Below are 23,737 nucleotides of genomic sequence, written 5' to 3'. Positions count from 1 at the left end.
CTGGGGAATGTCTTAAAAATTAGGGAGGAACAACTTCGATATATATACTATAAAAGGTAGGTGTGACTCTCATGTGAACATAGGGTGAAAGAGAGAGGGAGTTTTAAAGAAAAGATAGAAAGACAAAAAAATAAGACCATCATTTATAAGATGGTCAAGGAAGGGGACAATTTATGTCAATTTAATTAGGGATGGAAGTTGTTCAAAGACACTGGGGAATGTCTTAAAAATTAGGGAGGAACAACTTCGATATATATACTATAAAAGGTAGATGTGACCTCTGTGTGAACATAGAGTGAAAGAGAGAGGAAGTTTTAAAGAAAAGATAGAAAGACAAAAAAATAAGACCATCATTTATAAGATGGTCAAGGAAGGGGACAATTTATGTCAATTTAATTAGGGATGGAAGCTATTCAAAGACACTGGGGAATGTCTTAAAAATTAGGGAGGAACAGCTTCGATACATATACTATAAAAGGTGGATGTGACCTCTATGTGAACATAGAGTGAAAGATATGGGGATTTGAAAAATAGTACATATGAAATTGTTATTGCTAGCAATATTGAGCTAGGATATATAGTTTTCCAGCATAAAACAAAAAGGAATCTGAATATAAATAAAAGTTGTAATCTATGAAAAAAAGGATTATGCTCAACTATATTATAAGAATATAAGGTTTGTCCCAATTGTTTAAGGGCTTTTTAAAAGCTTTTTATTTATGAGGGGAAAGCTTCACTTTAATAAGGGAGTTAGTGATATGGAAGTAACAAAAAAACAAGGGCTGTATAATCGTCTTATACGATTAAACCCACCACAAATATTAGCATTAGGTTTTTTCTGCTTAATTGTGGTTGGCGGTTTGTTATTAAAGTTACCATTCGCAACGAAAGCACATATTAGTTGGGTAGATGCTTTCTTTACAGCAACGTCAGCAGCGACCGTAACTGGTTTGGGAGTAGTGGATACAGCAAGTACATTTACGATGTTTGGCGAAATTGTTATTATGTTTTTAATTCAAACAGGTGGTCTAGGTCTTATGACAATTGCCATTTTAATTGTTTGGGTATTAGGCAAAAAAATCGGATTACGCCATCGTTTATTAATTGGAGAAGCATTTAATCAAACAAATATAGGTGGTCTTGTAAAATTAGTAAAGCGTGTCTTTATATTTTCGATTTGTATTGAGCTTATTGGGGTCATCTTTTTATCGTTTCGCTTTATTCCAGAGTTTGGTTTTGGAAAAGGTTTATACTATAGTATTTTTCATGTAATTGCATCTTATAATAATGCAGGATTTGCTTTATGGCCAGATAATTTAACAAGATATGTAGGGGATCCCATTATTAATATTGGGATTTGCTCTTTAATTGTAATAGGTGGACTCGGTTTTACCGTATTAATTGATATATGGTATAGTCGCAGTTTTCGAAAATTATCACTTCACTCAAAAATAATGATTATTGGAACAGTAGTGTTAAATGTTATAGCAATGATTGTAATTTTTGTATTGGAATATAATAATGTGAAGACGTTAGGGAATTTATCTTTAAATGAAAAACTATGGGCTTCCTTCTTTCAAGGTATTACCCCGCGGACAGCTGGATTTAATACGATTGACTATGGAGGTATGGAAGAATCATCTATATTATTTACGATGATTTTAATGTTTATTGGTGCAGGAAGTGTATCAACAGGTGGAGGAATTAAATTAACAACGTTTGTTATCTTAATTACATCTGTCCTTTCTTTCTTTAGAAAAAAGGAAGAAATTGTTTTATTTCAGCGTACAATTAAAATGTCGACAGTAACGAGGGCCTTAGCGATTGCTGTTGCCAGTCAAATACTTATTTTTACAGCGGTATTTATATTAATGCTTACAGAAAACTTCAGCTTTATTCAATTATTATTTGAGACAATATCAGCGTTTGGCACAGTCGGATTAACGATGGGAATTACTGCAAAGCTCTCGGCATTCGGAAAATGTATTATTATGTTTGTTATGTTTTGCGGATTAATTGGACCGTTAACACTTGTGTTTTCTTTAGCGCGACCAGCAAAACAAAAAATAAAATATCCATCGGAAGATGTGTTTACAGGATAAGGTATCCCGCGTTAAGCGAGATACCTTTTTCTTTTTTAGAACAGGGAGAACAATAAACCAATAAGTGCTACTCGGAATAAAATTGCGATAAGTGCAGCAATCCCACCGACAACTGCAGCGATACCGCCAGTTACAGTAGCTCCGCGATTATAAGCGTAAATACCGAGTAAAACAGAAACAAGACCAAATAGTGTTGGGAATGTAAATAGCGATAAGATAGATAGCGCAAGAGCGATAAAACCAGCAGTTGATCCAGCGGCGGATGATTTTACAACATCTTTATCGTCTTTATCATCGTAATCATAATCAATGCGTTGTGGTGCAACCTCAGCGGCGTACTCTTCTTTATAGTCACTATAATCACTATCTATTCTATCTCTTCTTTTATAATCATCAAATTTCTCAGTCAAAGTCATGACTCCTTTCATAACAAGGTTCAATAGTAGTATGTATCTCTTTTTCTTTTTTATCCTGCTATTTGTGGGAGTCGAGCTACGTACACATCCTACTGATTAAAGTTTCACTATACCGGAGCATGTACAGGGAGTAGTATCTTTTAAAAGGAGGAAAATGTTTTCTTGAAATAGGAAAAGTTAGTATGACTTCCTCTATTTTGGAAAGTATAAAAAGGAATAATGAGGAAAGGGTGCAATACATAATGGAACATCCAATTGAAAATTTAATGAAAACGGCAATGACAAATTTAAAAGAGATGGTAGATGTAAATACAATTGTTGGGAGCCCGGTCTCAACAGCTGACGGAAATGTAGTATTAACAGTATCTCAGGTGGCTTTTGGTTTTGGAGCTGGTGGAAGTGATTTTAAAGGGGATTTCATTACTGAAAAACATAACGGTGGGCAAAATCAGCATAAAGAGAAAAAGCAAGGGCATCCATTTGGAGGAGGAAGCGGGGCTGGGGTTTCTATTAGCCCAGTTGCTTTTTTAGTAGTCGGTTCTAACGGTGTGCAAGTATTACACCTCAATAGTAGTACACATTTAATTGAAAAGGCTTTAAATACGGTACCAAGCACTGTAGATAAATTTGTAAATGGTCGCCAAAAGTGAACTTGCATTTTTTAGGAATTATGATATATTAGAAAAAGTGCGCTTTAGGATGATCGGAATAATTGAACTGTAAATATATATGATGTGTGGAATAAGGGAGAGGAATTTATGATTAATATCAAAAACTTAGTAGTTGGTTTATGTATGTTAGTAAGCGGTTTTGTTGTATATGTAATAAAAGAAAAAGCTCCATTCTAAAACAGACAAACCGTTACTGTCTGTTTTTAATTTACAAAAAATGTTGACAATTTATTTTATTGATGTTAAAATTTTAATTCGTGTCTCGGTTACAGCTAGTATAAAGTAAATAAATCTTATAAATGTAATACGAAAAGTTTGCGAAAGATCGGGTAGTCTTACCAACAACTTTTGTGAACAAACCCTATAAATTATAAGTGTAAGCTTTATAGGTATACTAGTGAATCAAGGAGCGGTCAGTGGAACCGTAATGATGAGAGAGAGGTAGGGCTTTCATCCAGTATATGTTACTTTCCCGTTAGGTGAATATAAAAAAGAGGACTCCTTTTCAAAAGGAGTCCTCTTTCTTTTTTTAAGTGCGAATTTCAACTTGTTGACAAATTTCATCCGTTGTTAAACCGTGAGCTGTAATGACTGATCCTTTAATTGATGCATCTGCAATGCCCATCACATTAGAATCTTGCCCAGTTACAACGCAACAATCACACCCTTGTGCATCCTGTTCTGAGTTAAGTGTAACAACTTCATGACCTTGTTGCTGAAGAGCTTGTTGAACGTCTGTTAATGAGTTTTCAACGCCAATTCTAGCCATAATTCTCACCTCCTACCATCTAATTGCTAGTATGCTCAAGTTCACTGCATATATTTATGAAAAGACGGTAGGAAGTAAATCTTTGTTTAGTCGTTATATACGCCAGTAAGCATTTGACTAACGAATTGATCGTTTAATGTATCTTGTGCAGAAGAAGTATTTGAATGGATGTCGATTGAAGCAATAAAATGATTATGTTCTTGCGTGTTTGGTTCTACCTCTACGTAATTATCGAATTTACAAAAACCTTTCGTGTCCATTAGATCAAATAATTGCAACATTTCTACTACCTCTTGTCTCGTTCCTTTAATTTGTACACATGCCATATTTATTTCCTCCTTCATTTTGACAAATTGTTTTTTAAAAATAGGATTATGATTACGAAATGAAAAATATGAATGTTATTTTTAGACAGCGCTATTTTTGTTATTTTCCCCCTTTTTCAGCAAAAGTCGTTATATATTCTCGGATTTATAAAATCGGACGTCCGTTTATTGAATACAATAGATTCGTATTAATTGATGAAAATCCTTCTTTTAAACAAATATTTTTTTAGTGAAAATTGGCGAAAAAAATTTTCAGACTTTTTGTAAACGTTAACAATGTTGTTAAATCAATATAATTAAAGATGTACGTACGATTAAAAATTATAAATTTTCTAAAAATTTACTTGATTTATTTAAAAAGGAGAGTAAACTAGGAAACAATAAAAAATTCATAGAACATAGGAGGCACTTCCAGTGAATGAGCAATGGATTTTCTTAAATGGAGAATTTGTTCCGAAAGATGAAGCAAAAGTTTCGGTATATGATCATGGCTATTTATATGGCGATGGAGTATTTGAAGGAATTAGAGTTTATAGCGGTAATGTTTTCCGTTTGAGAGAGCATCTTGTCCGGTTGTATGAATCAGCAAAATCAATCCTTTTAGAAATTCCATATTCATTAGATGAAGTAACGAATATTGTTGTTGAGACGATTCGACAAAATAAATTATCTAATGGATACATTCGCCTTGTTGTATCAAGAGGAGCAGGAAATCTTGGATTGGATCCCGATTCATGTAAGAAGCCGAATGTAGTAGTAATTGCAGAACAATTATCTTTATTCCCACAAGAATATTATGAGAAAGGGATTCCAGTTGTAACAGTTGCAACGCGCCGAAATCGTCCCGATGTTTTATCCCCTCAAGTAAAATCTTTAAATTACTTAAACAATATTTTAGTTCGTATTGAAGCGAAATTAGCTGGAGTACAAGAAGCACTTATGTTAAATGATCAAGGATATGTTGCTGAAGGATCAGGAGATAACGTGTTTATTGTTAAAGGAAATAAATTAATTACACCACCAAGTTCTGCTGGAGCGTTAGAAGGTATTACACGAAACGCCATTTTAGAAATCGGCGAAAAACTTGGATATGACGTAAGAGAAGAGTTATTTACAAGACATGATGTATATGTAGCTGATGAAGTGTTTTTAACAGGAACAGCTGCTGAAGTTATTGCTGTTACGACAGTAGATGGTAGAACGATTGGTTTAGGGCAAACGGGTCCACATACGAATCGTTTATTGGAAGAATTCCGAAAGTTAGTTATAGAAGATGGAGAGAAAATTTACGAAGAAAATAAAGTTGGATAACAACTTTTTATAACATAAGAAAGCGTTGAGAGGGAGGAGTAGTTGATTGTGAAGCCTCACAGAGAGTCGGTGGTTGCTGAAAACCGATGGTTCACGTCGACGAACATCGCCCTTGAGTGCTAAGCTGAAGCATTTGTCTAGGCTTAGACGGTAGCTCCGTTATTAGCTAGATCCATTTATGGGTCACTGAGGCAAGAGTATTCTTGCAAAGAAGGGTGGTACCGCGAAATCTTTCGTCCCTTCAGCACATAGCTGGAGTGTGGACGTAGGATTTTTTTTATTGATAAAGGTTTTCAAAAAGGGGGCTTATAAGAACAATGTCTTCAAAAACGGAAGAGAAACTGGCAACTGGTGCACAGCTATTGTTAGAAGCGCTAGAAAAGGAAGGAGTAGAAGTGATTTTCGGTTATCCTGGTGGTGCTGTTTTACCTCTCTATGATGCACTGTATGATTGTGAAATTCCTCATATTTTAACAAGGCATGAGCAAGGAGCAATTCACGCTGCTGAAGGGTATGCCAGAATTACTGGTAATCCAGGGGTTGTCATTGCAACGAGTGGTCCAGGTGCTACGAATGTGATTACTGGTCTAGCAGATGCGATGATTGATTCATTACCACTTGTTGTATTTACAGGGCAAGTAGCAACAACGTTAATTGGAAGTGATGCTTTCCAAGAAGCGGATATTATGGGGCTTACAATGCCGGTGACAAAACATAACTATCAAGTGCGAAAGGCTTCAGATTTACCTCGAATTATTAAAGAAGCATTTCATATTGCTAAAACAGGAAGACCAGGCCCAGTCGTGATCGATCTTCCGAAAGATATGGTAGTAGAGCAAGGAGAACGATGTAATGATGTGCAAATGGATTTACCAGGATACAACCCAAATTATGAACCGAATTTACTCCAAATAAACAAATTATTACAAGCAATTAGTGCTGCAAACAAGCCGTTAATTTTAGCTGGAGCAGGTGTATTGCATGCGAAAGCATCAAAAGAGTTAACAAGTTTTGCGCGTAAATATGAAATTCCTGTTGTGCATACATTACTTGGTCTTGGTGGCTTTCCGCCAGATGATGAACTTTTTCTAGGGATGGGGGGAATGCATGGTTCTTACACAGCCAATATGGCGTTATATGAATGCGACTTACTCATTAATGTAGGCGCGAGATTTGATGATCGGCTTACTGGAAATTTAACTTATTTTGCTAAAGGAGCGACTGTCGCACATATCGATATCGATCCAGCAGAAATCGGAAAAAATGTGCCGACTGAAATTCCTATTGTTGCAAGTGCTAAGCGGGCATTGGAAGTATTACTTCAACCAGAAGGAAGGAAAGAAAATCATCATGAATGGATCTCTTTATTAAAGAGTAGAAAAGAACAGTATCCATTCTCTTATAAACGAAACTCTGAAAGTATTAAACCTCAATACGCGATTGATATGCTATATGAAATCACGAAAGGAGAAGCGATTGTAACAACAGACGTTGGGCAACATCAAATGTGGGCAGCGCAATATTATCCGCTGAAAAATCCAGATAAATGGGTAACTTCTGGCGGATTGGGAACGATGGGATTCGGATTTCCAGCAGCAATTGGTGCGCAAATCGCAAAGCCTGAAGAACTAGTCATTGCAATTGTTGGTGACGCTGGGTTTCAAATGACTCTACAAGAATTAAGTGTATTAAAAGAACATTCTTTACCTGTTAAAGTATTTATTTTAAATAATGAAGCTTTAGGAATGGTAAGGCAATGGCAAGACGAATTTTATAATCAAAGATATTCACATTCCTTATTGTCGTGTCAACCAGATTTCGTCGCTCTTGCGAATGCGTATGGTATAAAAGCTGTTCGTATTGATGATCCACTTCTTGCAAAGAAGCAGTTGAAGCATGCGATTGAATTAAAAGAACCAGTCTTAATTGATTGCCGTGTACTTCAATCTGAGAAAGTTATGCCGATGGTTGCGCCCGGGAAAGGCGTTCACCAAATGGAAGGAGTGGAAAAAAGGTGAAGAGAATTGTTACAGCGACAGTTCGAAATCAAAGTGGTGTGTTAAACCGAATTACAGGGGTTATGACACGAAGACATTTTAATATTGAAAGTATTTCAGTAGGTCATACGGAATCATCAGATATATCGCGAATGACGATAGTTGTGCATGTGGAAAGTGAACAGCAAGTTGAGCAGTTAATTAAACAACTTCATAAGCAAATCGATGTTCTGAAAGTATCAGATATTACAGAAGAAGCAATGATTGCTAGAGAGCTTGCTCTTATTAAAGTAGCAACTTCTGTAGCAAGGGCGGAATTATATAGTTTAATTGAACCGTTTCGAGCCGCTGTAATAGATGTTGGGAAGGATTCCATAGTTGTGCAAGTAACAGGTACGCAAGATAAAGTGGAAGCGTTAATTGAATTACTTAGACCATACGGTTTGAAAGAAATTGCGAGAACAGGTGTAACAGCATTTACACGTAGTATGAAAAAACAAGATAAGCAAGTTATGTTAATTCAATAATCATTTAAATATAGGGGGAAATGAAAATGGCAAAAGTTTATTATGAGAAAGATGTAACAGTAAATGTATTAAAGGAAAAGAAAGTAGCAATCATCGGATATGGCTCGCAAGGTCATGCGCATGCGCAAAATTTACGTGATAACGGATTTGATGTAGTAGTAGGTTTAAGAAAAGGTAAGTCTTGGGATAAAGCGAATGAAGATGGATTTTCTGTATATACAGTAGCAGAAGCAGCGGAAAAAGCTGATGTAGTAATGATTCTACTGCCTGATGAATTACAACCAGAAGTATATAAAGCTGAAATTGAACCAAATTTACAAGCCGGAAATTCTCTCGTGTTCGCACATGGATTTAATGTTCACTTTGATCAAGTAAAACCACCAGCTAATGTAGATGTATTTCTAGTAGCGCCAAAAGGACCGGGGCATCTCGTACGCCGTACGTTCGCCGAGGGCGGGGCTGTTCCTGCACTATTTGCCGTATATCAAGATGCAACAGGAGTTGCGACTGAAAAAGCACTTTCTTATGCTGACGGAATTGGAGCAACGAGAGCTGGTGTATTAGAAACGACATTTAAAGAAGAAACAGAAACAGATTTATTTGGAGAGCAAGCTGTACTCTGCGGCGGAGTGACTGCACTTGTAAAAGCAGGGTTTGAAACGTTAGTTGATGCGGGATACCAGCCTGAACTTGCATATTTTGAATGTTTACATGAACTGAAGCTAATCGTTGACCTTATGTATGAAGGTGGACTTGAAAATATGAGATATTCAGTTTCAGATACAGCGCAGTGGGGAGACTTCGTATCAGGACCACGCGTTGTTACTGAAGATACGAAGAAAGCGATGGGGGCAGTATTAGCAGAAATTCAAGATGGTACATTTGCAAGAGGCTGGATTGCAGAGCATAAAGCAGGAAGACCAAATTTCCACGCGACAAATGAGAAAGAGAATGAACATGAAATTGAAGTAGTTGGACGTAAATTACGTGAAATGATGCCTTTCGTACAGCCGCGAGTAAAGGTAGGGATTAAATAATATGAAGCAGATTTTGTTCATGGATACAACGCTTCGTGATGGCGAACAATCACCAGGAGTAAATTTAAATGAACAAGAGAAATTACAAATTGCTAGGCAATTAGAGAGGCTTGGTATTCATGTAATGGAAGCTGGATTCGCGGCAGCTTCCGAAGGTGACTTCCAATCAGTAAAACGCATCGCGAATACAATTCAAAATGCTACGGTTATGAGTTTAGCTAGAGCGAAAGAAAGTGACATTCGAAGAGCATATGAAGCAGTGAAAGGTGCTGTATCTCCTCGTCTACACGTATTTCTAGCTACGAGTGATATTCATATGAAATATAAACTTTGTATGTCAAAAGAAGACGTGTTAAATAGTATTCATCGTTCGGTTACGCTTGGAAAATCATTATTTCCGACAGTACAATTTTCTGCAGAAGATGCGACAAGAACATCGAGAGCATTTTTAGCTGAAGCAGTAGAAACTGCGATTCGCGCAGGAGCGAATGTAATTAATATTCCGGATACAGTTGGATATACGAATCCAGAAGAATATTATTCTCTTTTCAAATACTTACAAGAATCCGTTCCATCATATGAAAAAGCGATTTTTTCTTGTCATTGTCACGATGATCTTGGTATGGCAGTAGCAAATTCGTTAGCTGCGGTTGAAGGCGGAGCATTGCAAGTAGAAGGAACGATTAATGGCATTGGAGAAAGAGCAGGGAATGCAGCGTTAGAAGAAGTTGCGGTTGCTCTTCATATTAGAAAAGATTTTTATAAAGCAGAACCTTCTATGACTTTAAAAGAGATTAAGGCGACGAGTACATTAGTAAGCAGGTTAACGGGTATGGTTGTACCGAAAAATAAAGCAATCGTTGGAGCGAATGCATTTGCTCATGAATCAGGCATCCACCAAGATGGGGTTCTAAAAGAAGTAACAACTTATGAAATTATCGAACCAGCGCTTATAGGAGAATCTCAAAATCTCTTTGTACTTGGGAAACATTCTGGCCGTCATGCGTTTACGGAAAAAATGAAAGAGCTTGGTTATGAATTTACAAATGAAGAGCGAGATGCGGTATTCGAAGCGTTTAAAAAATTGGCTGATCGTAAAAAGGAAATTACTGAGGAAGATTTACGCGCACTTATGCTTGGTGAAGCAGCATTTGCAGCCCAGCAATATAACATTACGCAATTACAAGTGCATTTCGTATCAAATAGTACACAATGCGCAACAGTTGTGCTGAAGGATGAGGAAGGAAATGTATATGAAGATGCAGCCACTGGTTCTGGTAGTATTGAAGCGATATACAATGCGATTCAAAGAATTTTAGGACTAGAATGTGAATTGGCAGATTATCGCATACAATCTATTACACAAGGTCAAGATGCACTTGCTCACGTTCATGTTGAATTAAAAGAAGGTAGTCACCAAATATCAGGTTTCGGAGTTGCGCAAGACGTATTGGAAGCGTCGGCGAGAGCTTATGTCCATGCAGCAGGGAAATTAAAATCTCTTATAGCGCTTGTGAAATAAATATTTGATAGGTGAGAGAAGTTTTCCTCACCTATCAAATTAAAGTTCTGAAAATTCAGTTAAAAGGAGTGTTAAAAATGGAAAAACGTATCGTTTGTTTAGCTGGTGATGGTGTCGGTCCAGAAGTTATGGAAAGTGCGAAGGAAGTATTGCATATGGTAGAAAGGCTATATGGACATCATTTTCATTTGCAAGATGAGTACTTTGGTGGTGTTGCTATCGATTTAACTGGGCAACCATTACCACAGCGAACACTTGCCGCCTGTTTAGCGAGTGATGCGGTTTTACTTGGAGCAGTAGGTGGACCAAGGTGGGATAGTGCGAAAGAAAGGCCTGAGAAAGGATTATTAGCATTAAGAAAAGGACTCGGTGTATTTGCGAATGTTCGCCCTGTAACGGTAGAAAGTGCAACTGCACATTTATCACCATTAAAAAATGCGGATGAAATTGATTTCGTTGTCGTTCGTGAATTAACAGGCGGAATTTATTTTTCTTATCCGAAAGAGCGAACGGAAGAAGTGGCGACAGATACACTTACGTATCATCGCCATGAAATTGAACGTATCGTTTCGTATGCTTTTCAATTAGCGAATAAGCGGAAGAAAAAAGTAACATCTATTGATAAAGCGAATGTTTTAGAGTCTAGTAAACTATGGAGAACTGTGACAGAAGAAGTAGCACTTCGCTACCCAAATGTGGAAGTAGAACACATTTTAGTAGATGCAGCGGCTATGGAATTAATTCGAAATCCAGGAAGATTTGACGTTATTGTAACGGAAAATTTATTTGGTGATATTTTAAGTGATGAGGCTTCAGTATTAGCTGGATCATTAGGAATGCTTCCATCAGCAAGTCACGCTGAAAAGGGGCCTTCATTATACGAGCCTATTCACGGATCAGCGCCGGATATTGCGGGGAAAAATAAGGCGAATCCAATTGCGATGATGCGTTCTGTTGCAATGATGCTTGGGCAATCGTTCGGATTAACGAGGGAAGGATATGCAATTGAAGAAGCAGTTTCTGCAGTCCTTAAATCAGGAAAATGTACAGCAGATATCGGGGGGACTGAAACGACAATTTCATTTACAAAGGCAGTTATTCAAGAAATGGAAGAGCAAGCGTTAGTAGGGAGAGAAAAATAATGGGGAAAAGGTTACTAGATAAGCTTTGGGAAAGACATGTAGTTGCGACTAATGAAAATGGATTGGATTTATTATATATCGATCTACATCTTGTTCATGAAGTAACGTCACCGCAAGCCTTTGAAGGCTTGCGGCTTACAAATCGAAGAGTCCGCAGACCAGATTTAACATTTGCAACGATGGATCATAATATTCCAACGAAAGATGTTTGGAATATTACCGATCGTATTGCGAAGCAGCAACTAGATACACTTCGGGAAAATTGTAAACAATTTCAGGTGCCATTAGCGGATATCGGAGATGAAGAGCAAGGGATCGTTCATGTTATAGGACCAGAACTTGGACTCACACAGCCAGGAAAAACGATTGTTTGTGGTGATAGTCATACAGCAACACACGGTGCTTTTGGTGCACTAGCGTTTGGTATTGGTACGAGTGAAGTGGAACATGTATTGGCAACGCAAACGTTATGGCAACGAAAGCCGAAAGCGATGGGCATTGAGTTAAAAGGAAAGTTACCGCAAGGTGTTTATGCGAAAGATATTATTTTACATCTCCTTTCAAAGTACGGAGTAGCAGTTGGAACAGGTTACGTAATGGAGTTTTACGGAGAGACCATTCATGCTATGGATATGGAAGAGAGGATGACGCTTTGCAATATGGCAATTGAAGGGGGAGCAAAGGCTGGTATTATTGCACCAGATGAAAAAACGGTTGCTTACGTAAAAGGGCGTAAATATGCGCCGAAAGACTATGAATCTATTAAGAAAAAATGGTCAGAACTTTATACAGATTTAGATGCAGTTTATGATTTACATATTTCAGTAGATGTTACGGATTTAGCGCCGTACGTTACGTGGGGAACAAATCCTAGTATGGGTGTTCGGATTGATGAGAAATTGCCAGAAAAGTATGATGCAAATGACGAAAGAGCGTTTTCTTATATGGGATTGAGTCCCGGACAAAGTACGTATGACATTCCAGTTCAACATGTTTTCATTGGATCTTGTACAAATTCTAGGCTTTCTGACTTAGAAATTGCTGCATCTGTCGTGAAAGGTAAGAAAGTAAAAGAAGGTGTGCGAGCACTTGTTGTACCCGGATCTCAAAGGGTAAGAGAAGCAGCGATGCATAAAGGATTACATCGCATATTTGAAGAAGCTGGATTTGAATGGAGAGAGCCCGGATGCTCAATGTGTCTAGGTATGAATCCAGATCAAGTGCCTGAAGGAGAACATTGTGCCTCTACGTCAAATCGCAATTTTGAAGGAAGACAAGGAAAGGGAGCACGAACGCATTTAGTTAGCCCGGCAATGGCGGCTGCGGCTGCGTTATATGGTCATTTTGTTGATATTAGAAAGGAGAGTTATGATGGAGCCATTTCGTATTCATAAAGGTACTGCCGCAGTACTGATGAATGATAACATTGATACAGATCAAATTATTCCGAAGCAATATTTAAAGAGAATTGAAAGAACTGGGTTTGGGAAGTTTTTATTTGATGAGTGGCGATATGATAATAATCGCCAAGAAAACCCTAATTTTCCTCTTAATGCACAAGAAAGAAAAGGAGCCAGCATATTAATTACAGGTGATAATTTTGGATGTGGCTCGTCAAGAGAACATGCTCCATGGGCGCTTGCTGATTATGGTTTCCGCGTTATTATCGCTGGAGGATTTGCCGATATCTTTTATATGAATTGTATGAAGAATGGCATGTTACCGATTGTAATGGATAAAGATATGCGTGAACAACTTGCTAAAACAGATGCGAGGGAACAAATCACAGTTGATTTAGAAAATGAAGTAATTACAACGAATACGCATAGATTCCATTTTACAATCGAGAAAATGTGGAAAGAGAAGTTATTAAATGGTTTAGATGAAATTAGTATTACAATGCAATATGAACAAGAAATAAAAGAGTATGAAAGAAAAGTGGCTTTATATTAAAAAAGTGACGGAATATTAAAAATGTATTTACATTCAAAATTAACTGTTATATACTATGTGAAAATCAGAGGAGAAAGGGAGTAAGTATTATGAATATCGTGCGATCTATTACAATGCTTACACAACTACATCATCATACATGAAACCCTTGAACCTAGCGTGAAAACGTGTAGGTACAAGGGGTATTCCCGTTGTACCTACACTCTATTGAAGAGCCTTGTAGGTATTTTGTCTACAAGGCTCTTTTTATTTTCGGCTTAGGTGAATGAAATCGGCATACATTAGAAGGGGAAAGGTGTGAAAATTTAGATGACAAAATGGAAGCGGGCAAACCCGAATGGAACGAGAGATTATTTATTCGAAGAATGTACATTAATTGAAGAAGTGGAGCAAAAATTAAGGCTTACTTTTTTAGAGAGAGGTTATGAGGAAATAAGAACACCTACAATTGAATTTTATGATGTTTTTGCATTTCAAAATAGACCGATAGATGAAGAGAAGATGTATAAATTTTTTGATGAAAAGGGAAGGATTATCGTTTTACGTCCAGATATGACAATTCCTTTAGCGAGAGTTATTGGAACGCAGAGATGGGATACGCCACTTAAAGTGACGTATAGCGGGAATGTATTTCGAGCAAATGAATCCCATTCTGGAAAATATAATGAAATCGTACAAAGTGGTATTGAAGTTATCGGGATTGATAATGTAAGAGCTGAAATTGAATGCGTAATAAGTGTCATTCAAGCACTTCAAAAGTTGAATGTGCAATCTTTTACAATTGAGATTGGGCAAGTACAGTTATATAAATGTATTGTAAAAAAACTCTCCATCCATGATGAAGAAGAAAGGGTACTTAGAACGTATATAGAAAGTAAAAATTATGCTGCCCTCTCAAATTTCATCGGAGAAAAGAAATTTGATCGATGCGATGAGACAGTAAGATTACTTGAGAAATTACCGAGGCTATTTGGAAATTTAGAAGTTATTGAGGAAGCAGAAAAGCTTGCTTCAAGTAATGAAATGAAAATGGCAATTGCAAGAGTAAAAGAAATGTATGAAACAATGGAAACGTTAGGATATGGTTCTTACATATCAATTGATTTAGGCATGATTCAACACTTAGATTACTATACGGGTGTTATTTTCAAAGGATATATATATGAAATTGGAGAAGAAATCGTTAGTGGCGGAAGATATGATGAGCTAATTGGGAATTTTGGAGAAACGCTGCCGGCTGTTGGACTCGCGCTGCAAGTAAATCAAATTGTGAAGGCGCTACAAGAGCAGCAAGAACCATATGAACGAAATCAAATTGATATTGTGATTCATTATGAGTTAAATAGATTAGCAGAAGCAGAAAGGTTACGAAATTTACTTCGAAAGGACGGGAAAAATGCCTGGTTATCTCTATTCTCTAATTTAAGCGATACCTTTCAATTTGCAAGAAAAAATAAAATAGGAACGGTCGTTGAGGCAAAGAATGAATACTTAGTGGAATATGTGTGGAATGAGAAATGGGTAGTCCAGAAAGAAGGAGAGACTTCATGCGTAACATTCAAATTGCGTTAACGAAAGGAAGATTAGAAAAACATGTAATTCCACTCTTTGAGCAGATTGGAATTGATTGTTCGGAACTCAAAAATAAAGGTCGGAAGCTTGTATTTCAAAGTAAAAATACAAATGTTTCATTTATTTTAGTAAAAGCGGTTGATGTTGCTACTTATGTAGAACATGGGGTAGCTGATATTGGGATCGTTGGAAAAGATATTTTAATGGAAAACGAGAAAGATATTTATGAAATGCTGGATTTAGGAGTAGGGATTTGTAAGTTTTGTGTTGCTTCTATTCCTACGTATAATCCGAAAAGTTACCGAAAGAAAAGAATTGCTACGAAATACCCACATATTACTTCTACTTATTTTCATGATAAGGGAGAGGACGTAGAAATTATTAAAATAGAAGGTTCTGTAGAAATCGCTCCTCTTCTTGGATTGGCAGATGCAATTGTAGATATTGTTGAAACAGGAAAAACATTACAAGAGAATGGACTTATTATATTTGAGGAAATGCAATCTATATCGGCTCGGATGATTGTAAATAAGGCGGCCTTAAAAACTAAAAAAGACGAAATATTCAGTATTGTAAATATGATGGAGCAAGAAATCTTATCAGGGAAATAGGAGGACTTAAAATGGAAATCATTTATGAAGACTTTAAGGAGGCATTATCTAAAATAAAAGTGCTAAGAGAAAACGCTAATATAATAGAAGAAACTGTTCAAAGAAGTGTAAGAGAAATCATTAGAAATGTAAGGGAAGGGAAAGATGAGGCTTTATCTTTCTATACAAAAAAGTTTGATGGTGTAGAGATGAAAGATTTTTGTGTAAGTGAAGAAGAAATACAGCAAGCGAGTATGCTTGTAGAGAATTCATTTTTAGAAGCTTTAAAAGAGGCGAAGAAAAACATTGTTTCGTATCACGAAAAGCAAAAGAAGTACTCAATATTCGATTGTGAAAGTAAAGGCATAATTAGAGGGCAGCTCATTCGGCCATTAGAAAATATAGGTGTATATGTACCGGGTGGGACAGCCTCATATCCTTCTTCAGTATTAATGAATGTATTGCCGGCGAAACTCGCAGGTGTGAAAAAGATTGTAATGGTAACACCGCCGAGGAAAGAAGGAATTGATCCTCATATATTAGCTGCTGCAAATCTTGCGGGGGTAGATGAAATTTATACGATAGGTGGCGCGCAAGCAATTGCGGCTTTAGCATACGGGACGGAATCGATTCCGAAAGTGGATAAAATAGTTGGACCGGGAAATTTGTACGTCGCTCTAGCGAAACGAGAAGTATACGGAATAGTAAATATCGATATGATTGCTGGTCCATCAGAAATTGTAGTTGTCGCGGATGAAACAGGTAATGCAAAATATATCGCAGCGGATTTATTATCGCAAGCAGAGCATGATGAGAGAGCAACGGCAATTTGTATTACAACGAATATGGAACTAGCTAAAGAAGTAGAAAAAGAGGTAGAAAGACAGTTAGAAATGTTACCAAGAAGTGAAATTGCACGTGAATCAATAAATAGAAATGGAGCCATCTTTATCGTTCCTTCTTTAGAGGAGGCACTAAAGTTATCAAATGAAATTGCTCCAGAACATTTAGAGTTACATATAAAAGAACCGATGAATGCTCTAGATTATGTGAAACATGCAGGCTCTATTTTCCTTGGGCCATATGCACCTGAACCGCTCGGGGATTATTTGGCGGGACCGAATCATGTATTACCAACGAGCGGAACGGCAAGATTTTTTTCTCCGTTATCAGTCGATGATTTCGTGAAAAAATCAAGTTTTATTTCTTATACGGAGGAAGCATTAAAAAATGTACAGCATCATATTGTAGAGCTTGCAAATAAAGAAGGGTTACATGCACATGCGAGAGCAATCCAAATAAGGTTTGAGGAGGAAAAATAATGCGTCAGTCCAGTCAAGTACGTCAGACGACAGAAACAAAAATTAAATTAAGTTTGCAGCTTGATGAAAGTACGAATGTATCTATTCAAACGGGGATTGGTTTTTTCGATCATATGCTGACTTTATTTGCTAGACATGGAAGATTTGGATTGCAAGTTGAGGCAGAAGGTGATGTATTTGTCGATGCACATCATACCGTTGAAGATGTTGGAATTGTACTCGGAAATTGCTTGAAAGAAGCATTGCAAAATAAAGAGAGAATTAATCGTTACGGTTCAGCGTATGTACCGATGGATGAATCTTTAGGATTTGTCGCAATTGATATAAGTGGACGCTCATATTGTGTATTTCAAGGGGAATTAACAAATCCGAAGCTCGGGGATTTTGATACAGAATTGACGGAAGAATTTTTTAGAGCAGTTGCACATGCTGCCAATATTACATTACATGCGCGCGTTCTATATGGAAGTAATACACATCACAAAATTGAAGCATTATTTAAAGCTTTTGGTAGAGCGCTTAGAGAAGCGGTCGAAAAAAATGCCAACATTACTGGTGTAAATTCAACGAAAGGGATGTTGTAATTGATTGCCATTATAGATTATGGAATGGGGAATATTCGTAGTGTAGAGCAAGCATTAAAATATATTGGGGCAGAGCACATTGTAACGAGTGATAAAGAAGAGATATTGAGAAGCGATGGCGTGATTTTACCGGGAGTAGGTGCATTTCCGAAAGCGATGGAAGTATTAGAAGAAAGAGATTTAGTGTGTGTACTAAAAGAAGTTTGTGATATAGGAAAACCACTCCTCGGTATATGTTTGGGCATGCAGCTTTTATTTGAACGAAGTGAGGAACTAAAAGGTTGTAGTGGGTTAGGTTTACTACCAGGGGAAATTCGTAAGTTAAAAGTTTCGTATAAAATTCCTCATATGGGATGGAATGAATTAAGGAAGGAAAGAGAATTTCCCCTTTGGAATGGATTAGTAGATGGTTCTTTCGTGTATTATGTTCATTCATATTACGCGGATTGTCCAGATGAAATTGTATGCGGAGTAAGTGATTATGGAATGCAAGTACCAGGGTTTGTAGCGAAAGGAAATGTATTTGGTGCACAGTTTCATCCAGAAAAAAGTGGTGAAATTGGCATGCAAATATTAAAAAATTTTCAAGGGGTGGTAGAAGTATGGAAATCTTCCCGGCTATCGATTTAAAGGAAGGGCGATGCGTTAGACTTTATCAAGGAGAGTTTAGTAAAGAAACGGTGATGAATGAAGATCCGGTAGCGCAGGCGATCATATTTGAAAAGCTTGGAGCGGAAATACTACACATTGTTGATTTAGACGGTGCAATTGCTGGCGAGTCGCTAAATTTTCTCGTCATTGAAAAAATCTGCAAGGCGGTACGTATTCCTGTGCAAGTGGGAGGAGGAATTCGTTCACTTAAAGCGGTGGAGAAGTTATTGTCAGTAGGTGTAGAAAAAGTGATTTTAGGAACAGCGGCTCTTTATGATAAGTCATTTTTAGAGGAAGCAGTTCATCTATATAAAGAGAAAATCATTGTTGGAATTGATGCGAAAAATGGTTTCGTAGCAACGAGAGGTTGGCTTGATTTGTCTGAAATTTCTTATATTATTTTAGCGAAACAAATGGAAAGTTTAGGTGTTCAAACGATTGTGTTTACAGACATTTCGAAAGACGGGACGCTTGCAGGGCCAAATTTTGAACAATTGACGTTACTTCAAAAAAGTGTGGGCATTCGTCTCATTGCCTCTGGAGGAGTGGCATCTATTCAAGATGTGAAAAAGTTAAATGATATGAATATATATGGTGTCATAATTGGAAAGGCGCTTTACGAGAAAAAGATTGATTTAGAAGAAGTATTACAGGTAACGAAGTTATGTTAGCGAAACGAATTATTCCATGTCTAGATGTGAAAGAAGGGCGAGTCGTAAAGGGTGTAAATTTTATAGGATTACAAGATGTCGGTGATCCGGTTGAAATAGCTGAAGCATATAACGAGGCAGGGGCAGATGAAATCGTATTTTTAGATATTACGGCGACCCATGAAGGAAGAAAAACGATTATAGATGTTGTAGAAAAAACAGCAGCAAAAGTATTTATTCCTCTTACGGTTGGCGGGGGGATTTCAAGTGTGAAAGATATGTACAATTTACTAAGAGCTGGAGCAGACAAAGTTTCAATAAACTCAGCGGCAGTGCGAAACCCGAAGCTAATCGAAGAAGGGGCAGAACACTTTGGATCACAATGTATTGTCGTCGCAATTGACGCTAGAAAAGTAGCGGAAGATAAATGGAACGTATACGTCAACGGTGGAAGAGTTGACACAGAAATGGATGCTATAGAATGGGCGAAGCGTGTTGTTAAGCTCGGGGCGGGTGAAATTTTGTTAACGAGTATGGATGCAGATGGAACGAAAAGTGGATATGATCTTCGTTTAACAGAAGAGATTTCAAAAAGTGTTTCCATTCCAGTCATCGCATCAGGGGGCTGTGGTCATACGGATCACATTATAGAAGTTTTTCAAAAGACAACGGTTGATGCAGCGTTAGCGGCATCCATATTTCATTATGGTGAGGCGACAGTGCAGAGTGTAAAGCGAAAATTAAGAGATGCAAATGTTGAGGTGCGGTTATGAAACCTAATTTTTCAAAAGGATTAATACCAGCAATTGTCATCGAAGAAGGTACGAAAGAAGTTTTAATGCTAGCTTATATGAATGAAGACGCATATGAAAAAACGTTAGAGACGAAAAGAACATGGTTTTATTCTCGTTCGAGGCAGTCGTTATGGAATAAGGGAGAAACATCAGGGAATGTTCAATATGTGCAATCTCTATACTTAGATTGTGATCAAGATTCAATTGTTGTGAATGTGAAACAAGTAGGGCCTGCTTGTCATACGGGGGAGAAGACATGCTTTCACTATCAAATTATATAGGGGGGATACATATGGAAAATGCCTTTAAGTTGCTGTATAAAACAATTGAAGAACGAAAGGAAAGCCCACTTCCTGAATCGTATACAAATTATTTATTTTCAAAAGGAGAAGATAAAATTTTAAAGAAAATTGGTGAAGAGTGCGCTGAAGTAATTATCGCATGTAAAAATAATGATAAAGAAGAAGTAGTGAAAGAAATGGTTGATGTATTTTATCACTGTTTCGTTTTATTGGCTGAAAAAAATATTGCATTGGAAGATGTCATGCGAGAGGTGAAAGAACGAAATGGAAAGCTTTCGAGAGTTGGGGATAGAAGGGAAATAGATACATTATAAGGGGGAATGTATATGAAAGTAGATTATCATCTTCACTTAGAAGAAGGACCGTATTCAATAAGATGGCTTGCTAAAATAAATGAAGCGTTGGAATGTTATGAACCGCTTCAAGAAAGGCATTCTATTGATTGGCTTATGAAAACACAAGAGCGTTTGCAAAAGCGTGTGAAGGAAGGGCCATTTACAAAAGAATGGATGGATCTCTATTTAGAAGAAGCTGTGCGAAAAGGAATAAAAGAAGTGGGAATTGTTGATCATCTATATCGTTTTCATGAAGCGCAAGGATATTATGAAAAATATGTAGATATTAGTGATTCTAAGCTTGGTCGTATACAGAAGGAATGGTTAGATCAAGTAAGGGTAGTTTCACTGTATGATTTTACAAAGGCAATTGAAGAAGCGAAAGAACGATGGAGTAAAAGAGGTGTCACACTTAAACTTGGAATTGAAGCGGATTATTTTCTTGATTGTGAAGGAGAGTTAAAAGAATTATTAGCGCTAGGAGACTTTGATTATGTAATTGGTTCCGTTCATTTTCTAAATGGCTGGGGATTTGATAATCCGGATACGAAAGAATATTTTGAGGTGCATGACCTACGCACATTATACGATACGTTTTTTAAAACAGTTGAGAGTGCGATTCATACAGAGTTATTTGATATTATCGCTCATCTTGATAATATAAAGGTATTTAATTATCGATTGGATGAGAATGAACAGCTTTCTTATTATGAGGAAATTGCCTGTGCGTTAGTAGAAACGAATACGGCAACAGAAATAAATGCAGGACTGTACTATCGTTACCCTGTTCGTGAAATGTGCCCAAGTCCACTATATTTACAAGTATTAGCTAAGTATGGTGTTCCAATTACGATTTCTTCGGATGCCCATTATCCAAATGATTTAGGGAATTATGTACAAGAAAATGTACAAACATTACGAGCTCACGGTGTTACTCAGGTCGCAACATTTACGAAGCGAGCAAGAGTAATGAGGTTGCTTGAAGAAGAAGTAACAAATTTAAAATGAAACGCGATTTTTTGATGAAAACCGTCCTTTTTGTTCAAAATAAGAAAGAATGAAAAGGAGGGTAAGAAATGGCGAAACAACAAAATAAACAAAATGTACAAGTTGCACAGCAACAAGCTTATACGTCTGAAACGAATGCTGCATCTCAATCGGTTATTGAGGAGCAAATTAGCGATACGGTTGCAGAAGGAACTATTGATGTGAAGCTCGGAGAAGAATCGCAGGAAAAAGCGTAAGAAGAGGGGAGAGTTGTATCTCCTCTTTTTTTATGGAAAAGTGTCGATTTTCAAAACTATAATCAAATTCCTTGGTTTTTATATATGGATTTCTTACAATGAAATATAAGAGATATCTTATTTTCTATAGAAGAGGTGTTAGTAGTGGCAAAAATATTAGTAGCGGGAAAAATTCCAGAAATTGGATTAGAACTATTAAAAGATCATGATGTAGAAATGTACGATAAAGAGGAGTTAATTTCTATAGATGAATTAACAGAGCGTGTAAAAGATAAAGATGCATTGTTAAGTTTACTTTCAACAAAGGTGCCAAAAGAAGTTATTGATGCAGCGCCTCATTTAAAGATTGTTGCAAACTATGGTGCTGGTTACGACAATATTGATTACACGTATGCTGGCGAAAAAGGAATTGCAGTAACGAATACACCGAAAGTATCAACGGAAGCGACTGCAGAATTAACATTTGCACTTCTTTTAGCAGCGGCGCGTAGAATTCCTGAAGGGGATACGTTATGTCGTACGACTGGATTTAACGGATGGGCACCGTTATTTTTCTTAGGACGAGAAGTCCACGGTAAGACAATTGGAATTATTGGTCTTGGAGAAATCGGGAAGGCTGTTGCAAAACGTGCGAGAGCATTTGGAATGGGTGTTTTATATACAGGGCCAAATCGTAAGCTTGAAGCTGAAAGTGAACTGGGAGCAACGTATGTGACGTTGGAAGAATTATTACAAACAGCAGATTTTATTACAATTAACTGTGCTTATAATCCAAAATTACATCATATGATTGATGAAGAGCAGTTTAAAATGATGAAGAAAACAGCGTATATTGTAAATGCTTCACGTGGACCAATTATGAATGAAGCGGCACTTGCTCATGCATTAAAAACGAATGAAATTGAAGGGGCAGCTCTTGATGTGTTTGAATTTGAACCGAAAATTACAGAAGAGCTAAAAGAATTAAAGAATGTAGTGCTTGCTCCACACGTAGGGAATGCAACGTTTGAAACTCGTGATGCGATGGCTGAAATGGCTGTCAGAAATATTTTAGCTGTATTAAACGGCGAAGAGCCAGTAACACCTGTAAATCAAAAGGTATTAGTCACAAAATAAAAAGAAACCTTCCGGACTCGGAAGGTTTCTTATTTTTCTTTATTCGCTTTTTTAGACGGTCTTTGTCTAATGAATTGAGATAACATGTACAAAATATATAGTGGAATGGCAATGAATAAGAAAACAGAAAAATTGCCAAATCCTGTTTGATACATTGTAATAATGATTCCAACTAAAAATAGTGTAATAATGATGCTATATCGTGGAATTGGTACATCTTTTAAACTTGGGATACGAATGCGGCTCACCATTAAAAATGCGAACGTTACAAATACGGTAATAAGAACGATTTTTGGAATGGTATGTGAAAATAATGTTAAGAAAGCAACAAGCCCTCCCGCTGCTGTAATCGGTACTCCAGTGAAATATTTCATTGAAGTAGAAGATGGTGTTACATTAAATCGTGCTAAACGATATGCCCCGAAAAGAGGGAATAATCCCGCTATGTATAATCCGATGATTCCGTAGTTTGAGAAAGATGTGTAATACATTAAAACAGCAGGTGCTGCACCAAATGTTACGACATCTGCAAGCGAGTCGAGCTCTTTTCCCATTTGTGAATCAACACGTAATAAACGAGCAACACGACCATCAAGACTATCTAACATCATCCCGATAAGTACTAAAATAGCAGCTGATTTATAATATCCTAAAGATGCATAGCCGATTGATAAAAATCCGCTATATAAATTTCCGAGCGTAAATAAGTTTGGAATAGCTGCTCTATACAAAATCTGATCCCTTGCTTTCTGTAATAAATTCTTAATTAGTGTATGAAAGTTTACTTATTTTATCATACCATAA

Annotated in this window: 27 protein-coding genes and 1 other annotated feature; of the genes, 23 read left to right on the top strand and 4 right to left on the bottom strand. The window is 37.0% G+C overall.

The window, feature by feature from the left end:
- The first annotated feature begins 758 nt into the window (after window positions 1-758).
- A complete protein-coding gene (locus tag N2V92_RS27865) occupies window positions 759-2,102 on the top strand; it encodes a TrkH family potassium uptake protein (RefSeq protein WP_000454114.1) in 1,344 nt (447 codons plus the stop codon).
- A 35-nt stretch (window positions 2,103-2,137) separates the two neighbouring features.
- Here N2V92_RS27865 and N2V92_RS27860 read toward each other — a convergent pair whose 3' ends face one another.
- On the bottom strand, window positions 2,138-2,512 hold the full coding sequence (locus tag N2V92_RS27860; RefSeq protein ID WP_000136546.1) for a hypothetical protein: 375 nt from the start codon (window positions 2,510-2,512) through the stop codon (window positions 2,138-2,140).
- Window positions 2,513-2,700: 188 nt separating this feature from the next.
- On the opposite strand from N2V92_RS27860, the gene ytfJ reads away from it, so the two are divergent.
- Window positions 2,701-3,168: a GerW family sporulation protein gene (gene ytfJ, locus N2V92_RS27855; RefSeq protein ID WP_002083119.1), complete on the top strand. Its 468-nt coding sequence runs from the start codon at window positions 2,701-2,703 to the stop codon at window positions 3,166-3,168.
- Window positions 3,169-3,276: 108 nt separating this feature from the next.
- Window positions 3,277-3,366, top strand: coding sequence for a hypothetical protein (locus tag N2V92_RS27850; RefSeq protein ID WP_000608225.1), 90 nt, complete (start codon window positions 3,277-3,279; stop codon window positions 3,364-3,366).
- 352 nt (window positions 3,367-3,718) lie between these two features.
- On the opposite strand, the gene N2V92_RS27845 is transcribed toward N2V92_RS27850, so the two are convergent.
- Window positions 3,719-3,958: a YkuS family protein gene (locus N2V92_RS27845; RefSeq protein WP_000101020.1), complete on the bottom strand. Its 240-nt coding sequence runs from the start codon at window positions 3,956-3,958 to the stop codon at window positions 3,719-3,721.
- An 86-nt stretch (window positions 3,959-4,044) separates the two neighbouring features.
- Window positions 4,045-4,284 carry a DUF3911 family protein gene (locus tag N2V92_RS27840; protein ID WP_000752514.1) on the bottom strand — a complete coding sequence of 80 codons (240 nt, stop codon included), beginning with the start codon at window positions 4,282-4,284 and terminating at the stop codon, window positions 4,045-4,047.
- Window positions 4,285-4,698: 414 nt separating this feature from the next.
- Here N2V92_RS27840 and ilvE point away from each other — a divergent pair, with 414 nt between their 5' ends.
- The 20 genes from ilvE (at window position 4,699) to N2V92_RS27740 (ending at window position 22,933) form a co-directional block, all read left to right on the top strand.
- Window positions 4,699-5,595: a branched-chain-amino-acid transaminase gene (gene ilvE / locus N2V92_RS27835; protein WP_001005485.1), complete on the top strand. Its 897-nt coding sequence runs from the start codon at window positions 4,699-4,701 to the stop codon at window positions 5,593-5,595.
- A 16-nt stretch (window positions 5,596-5,611) separates the two neighbouring features.
- Window positions 5,612-5,839 (top strand) — a binding site (T-box leader).
- Window positions 5,840-5,912: 73 nt separating this feature from the next.
- Window positions 5,913-7,613 (top strand): acetolactate synthase large subunit, encoded by a 1,701-nt coding sequence (gene ilvB / locus N2V92_RS27830; protein WP_016077942.1) that lies wholly within the window; start codon window positions 5,913-5,915, stop codon window positions 7,611-7,613.
- The gene (gene ilvN, locus N2V92_RS27825; protein ID WP_000822952.1) at window positions 7,610-8,119 is read left to right on the top strand and encodes an acetolactate synthase small subunit; all 510 of its coding nucleotides are present in this window, start codon (window positions 7,610-7,612) and stop codon (window positions 8,117-8,119) included. The genes ilvB and ilvN overlap by 4 nt, the downstream gene beginning before the upstream one ends.
- Window positions 8,120-8,145: 26 nt before the next feature.
- A complete protein-coding gene (gene ilvC / locus N2V92_RS27820; RefSeq protein ID WP_001151745.1) occupies window positions 8,146-9,156 on the top strand; it encodes a ketol-acid reductoisomerase in 1,011 nt (336 codons plus the stop codon).
- 1 nt (window position 9,157) lies between these two features.
- Complete coding sequence (leuA, locus tag N2V92_RS27815; RefSeq protein WP_000809594.1) at window positions 9,158-10,678, top strand: 2-isopropylmalate synthase; 1,521 nt, start codon at window positions 9,158-9,160, stop codon at window positions 10,676-10,678.
- Between the two features lie 77 nt (window positions 10,679-10,755).
- Window positions 10,756-11,820 carry a 3-isopropylmalate dehydrogenase gene (leuB, locus tag N2V92_RS27810; protein ID WP_042597447.1) on the top strand — a complete coding sequence of 355 codons (1,065 nt, stop codon included), beginning with the start codon at window positions 10,756-10,758 and terminating at the stop codon, window positions 11,818-11,820.
- Window positions 11,820-13,214, top strand: a complete 1,395-nt coding sequence (gene leuC, locus N2V92_RS27805; protein ID WP_000518094.1) for a 3-isopropylmalate dehydratase large subunit — start codon at window positions 11,820-11,822, stop codon at window positions 13,212-13,214. The genes leuB and leuC overlap by 1 nt, the downstream gene beginning before the upstream one ends.
- On the top strand, window positions 13,192-13,773 hold the full coding sequence (gene leuD, locus N2V92_RS27800) for a 3-isopropylmalate dehydratase small subunit (protein WP_000433191.1): 582 nt from the start codon (window positions 13,192-13,194) through the stop codon (window positions 13,771-13,773). Before leuC ends, leuD begins: the two co-directional genes overlap by 23 nt.
- 309 nt (window positions 13,774-14,082) lie before the next feature.
- Complete coding sequence (locus tag N2V92_RS27795; protein WP_016077941.1) at window positions 14,083-15,345, top strand: ATP phosphoribosyltransferase regulatory subunit; 1,263 nt, start codon at window positions 14,083-14,085, stop codon at window positions 15,343-15,345.
- Window positions 15,321-15,956, top strand: coding sequence for an ATP phosphoribosyltransferase (hisG, locus tag N2V92_RS27790; RefSeq protein ID WP_001244490.1), 636 nt, complete (start codon window positions 15,321-15,323; stop codon window positions 15,954-15,956). The genes N2V92_RS27795 and hisG overlap by 25 nt, the downstream gene beginning before the upstream one ends.
- Window positions 15,957-15,967: 11 nt before the next feature.
- A complete protein-coding gene (gene hisD, locus N2V92_RS27785) occupies window positions 15,968-17,257 on the top strand; it encodes a histidinol dehydrogenase (protein ID WP_000402915.1) in 1,290 nt (429 codons plus the stop codon).
- Complete coding sequence (hisB, locus tag N2V92_RS27780; RefSeq protein WP_001249962.1) at window positions 17,257-17,841, top strand: imidazoleglycerol-phosphate dehydratase HisB; 585 nt, start codon at window positions 17,257-17,259, stop codon at window positions 17,839-17,841. Before hisD ends, hisB begins: the two co-directional genes overlap by 1 nt.
- Window positions 17,842-18,471 carry an imidazole glycerol phosphate synthase subunit HisH gene (gene hisH, locus N2V92_RS27775; RefSeq protein WP_016077940.1) on the top strand — a complete coding sequence of 210 codons (630 nt, stop codon included), beginning with the start codon at window positions 17,842-17,844 and terminating at the stop codon, window positions 18,469-18,471.
- The gene (hisA, locus tag N2V92_RS27770; protein ID WP_042597451.1) at window positions 18,444-19,163 is read left to right on the top strand and encodes a 1-(5-phosphoribosyl)-5-[(5-phosphoribosylamino)methylideneamino]imidazole-4-carboxamide isomerase; all 720 of its coding nucleotides are present in this window, start codon (window positions 18,444-18,446) and stop codon (window positions 19,161-19,163) included. The genes hisH and hisA overlap by 28 nt, the downstream gene beginning before the upstream one ends.
- Complete coding sequence (hisF, locus tag N2V92_RS27765) at window positions 19,157-19,915, top strand: imidazoleglycerol phosphate synthase cyclase subunit (protein WP_000880105.1); 759 nt, start codon at window positions 19,157-19,159, stop codon at window positions 19,913-19,915. The genes hisA and hisF overlap by 7 nt, the downstream gene beginning before the upstream one ends.
- Entirely contained in the window at window positions 19,912-20,217 is a 306-nt protein-coding gene (hisI, locus tag N2V92_RS27760) for a phosphoribosyl-AMP cyclohydrolase (RefSeq protein ID WP_000803959.1), read from the top strand. The genes hisF and hisI overlap by 4 nt, the downstream gene beginning before the upstream one ends.
- An 11-nt stretch (window positions 20,218-20,228) precedes the next feature.
- A complete protein-coding gene (gene hisE / locus N2V92_RS27755) occupies window positions 20,229-20,552 on the top strand; it encodes a phosphoribosyl-ATP diphosphatase (RefSeq protein WP_000426355.1) in 324 nt (107 codons plus the stop codon).
- Between the two features lie 12 nt (window positions 20,553-20,564).
- Complete coding sequence (locus N2V92_RS27750; RefSeq protein ID WP_000861858.1) at window positions 20,565-21,581, top strand: histidinol phosphate phosphatase domain-containing protein; 1,017 nt, start codon at window positions 20,565-20,567, stop codon at window positions 21,579-21,581.
- A 68-nt stretch (window positions 21,582-21,649) separates the two neighbouring features.
- Window positions 21,650-21,817, top strand: coding sequence for a DUF4025 domain-containing protein (locus N2V92_RS27745; protein WP_001118892.1), 168 nt, complete (start codon window positions 21,650-21,652; stop codon window positions 21,815-21,817).
- A 144-nt stretch (window positions 21,818-21,961) separates the two neighbouring features.
- Window positions 21,962-22,933: an NAD(P)-dependent oxidoreductase gene (locus tag N2V92_RS27740; protein ID WP_001062837.1), complete on the top strand. Its 972-nt coding sequence runs from the start codon at window positions 21,962-21,964 to the stop codon at window positions 22,931-22,933.
- Between the two features lie 29 nt (window positions 22,934-22,962).
- Here the strand turns inward: N2V92_RS27740 and pssA are convergent, their stop codons facing one another.
- A complete protein-coding gene (gene pssA, locus N2V92_RS27735) occupies window positions 22,963-23,664 on the bottom strand; it encodes a CDP-diacylglycerol--serine O-phosphatidyltransferase (protein ID WP_000285417.1) in 702 nt (233 codons plus the stop codon).
- Window positions 23,665-23,737 lie beyond the last annotated feature (73 nt).

This window comes from Bacillus sp. CH_48, from assembly GCF_038008465.1.
In the GTDB taxonomy this organism is placed as follows: domain Bacteria; phylum Bacillota; class Bacilli; order Bacillales; family Bacillaceae_G; genus Bacillus_A; species Bacillus_A thuringiensis_S.
The sequence above is the reverse complement of the archived record's forward strand: the minus strand, read 5'-3'. Positions and strand labels throughout refer to the sequence as shown.

Excerpts from the sequence above, each read along its gene's own strand:
- N2V92_RS27865 (WP_000454114.1), top strand. The coding sequence starts at position 759 with ATGGAAGTAACAAAAAAACAAGGGCTGTATAATCGTCTTATACGATTA.
- ytfJ (WP_002083119.1), top strand. The coding sequence starts at position 2,701 with ATGACTTCCTCTATTTTGGAAAGTATAAAAAGGAATAATGAGGAAAGG.
- N2V92_RS27850 (WP_000608225.1), top strand. The coding sequence starts at position 3,277 with ATGATTAATATCAAAAACTTAGTAGTTGGTTTATGTATGTTAGTAAGC.
- N2V92_RS27845 (WP_000101020.1), bottom strand. The coding sequence starts at position 3,958 with ATGGCTAGAATTGGCGTTGAAAACTCATTAACAGACGTTCAACAAGCT.
- N2V92_RS27840 (WP_000752514.1), bottom strand. The coding sequence starts at position 4,284 with ATGGCATGTGTACAAATTAAAGGAACGAGACAAGAGGTAGTAGAAATG.
- ilvB (WP_016077942.1), top strand. The coding sequence starts at position 5,913 with ATGTCTTCAAAAACGGAAGAGAAACTGGCAACTGGTGCACAGCTATTG.
- ilvC (WP_001151745.1), top strand. The coding sequence starts at position 8,146 with ATGGCAAAAGTTTATTATGAGAAAGATGTAACAGTAAATGTATTAAAG.
- leuA (WP_000809594.1), top strand. The coding sequence starts at position 9,158 with ATGAAGCAGATTTTGTTCATGGATACAACGCTTCGTGATGGCGAACAA.
- leuB (WP_042597447.1), top strand. The coding sequence starts at position 10,756 with ATGGAAAAACGTATCGTTTGTTTAGCTGGTGATGGTGTCGGTCCAGAA.
- leuC (WP_000518094.1), top strand. The coding sequence starts at position 11,820 with ATGGGGAAAAGGTTACTAGATAAGCTTTGGGAAAGACATGTAGTTGCG.
- leuD (WP_000433191.1), top strand. The coding sequence starts at position 13,192 with ATGGAGCCATTTCGTATTCATAAAGGTACTGCCGCAGTACTGATGAAT.
- N2V92_RS27795 (WP_016077941.1), top strand. The coding sequence starts at position 14,083 with ATGACAAAATGGAAGCGGGCAAACCCGAATGGAACGAGAGATTATTTA.
- hisG (WP_001244490.1), top strand. The coding sequence starts at position 15,321 with ATGCGTAACATTCAAATTGCGTTAACGAAAGGAAGATTAGAAAAACAT.
- hisD (WP_000402915.1), top strand. The coding sequence starts at position 15,968 with ATGGAAATCATTTATGAAGACTTTAAGGAGGCATTATCTAAAATAAAA.
- hisB (WP_001249962.1), top strand. The coding sequence starts at position 17,257 with ATGCGTCAGTCCAGTCAAGTACGTCAGACGACAGAAACAAAAATTAAA.
- hisA (WP_042597451.1), top strand. The coding sequence starts at position 18,444 with ATGGAAATCTTCCCGGCTATCGATTTAAAGGAAGGGCGATGCGTTAGA.
- hisF (WP_000880105.1), top strand. The coding sequence starts at position 19,157 with ATGTTAGCGAAACGAATTATTCCATGTCTAGATGTGAAAGAAGGGCGA.
- hisI (WP_000803959.1), top strand. The coding sequence starts at position 19,912 with ATGAAACCTAATTTTTCAAAAGGATTAATACCAGCAATTGTCATCGAA.
- hisE (WP_000426355.1), top strand. The coding sequence starts at position 20,229 with ATGGAAAATGCCTTTAAGTTGCTGTATAAAACAATTGAAGAACGAAAG.
- N2V92_RS27750 (WP_000861858.1), top strand. The coding sequence starts at position 20,565 with ATGAAAGTAGATTATCATCTTCACTTAGAAGAAGGACCGTATTCAATA.
- N2V92_RS27745 (WP_001118892.1), top strand. The coding sequence starts at position 21,650 with ATGGCGAAACAACAAAATAAACAAAATGTACAAGTTGCACAGCAACAA.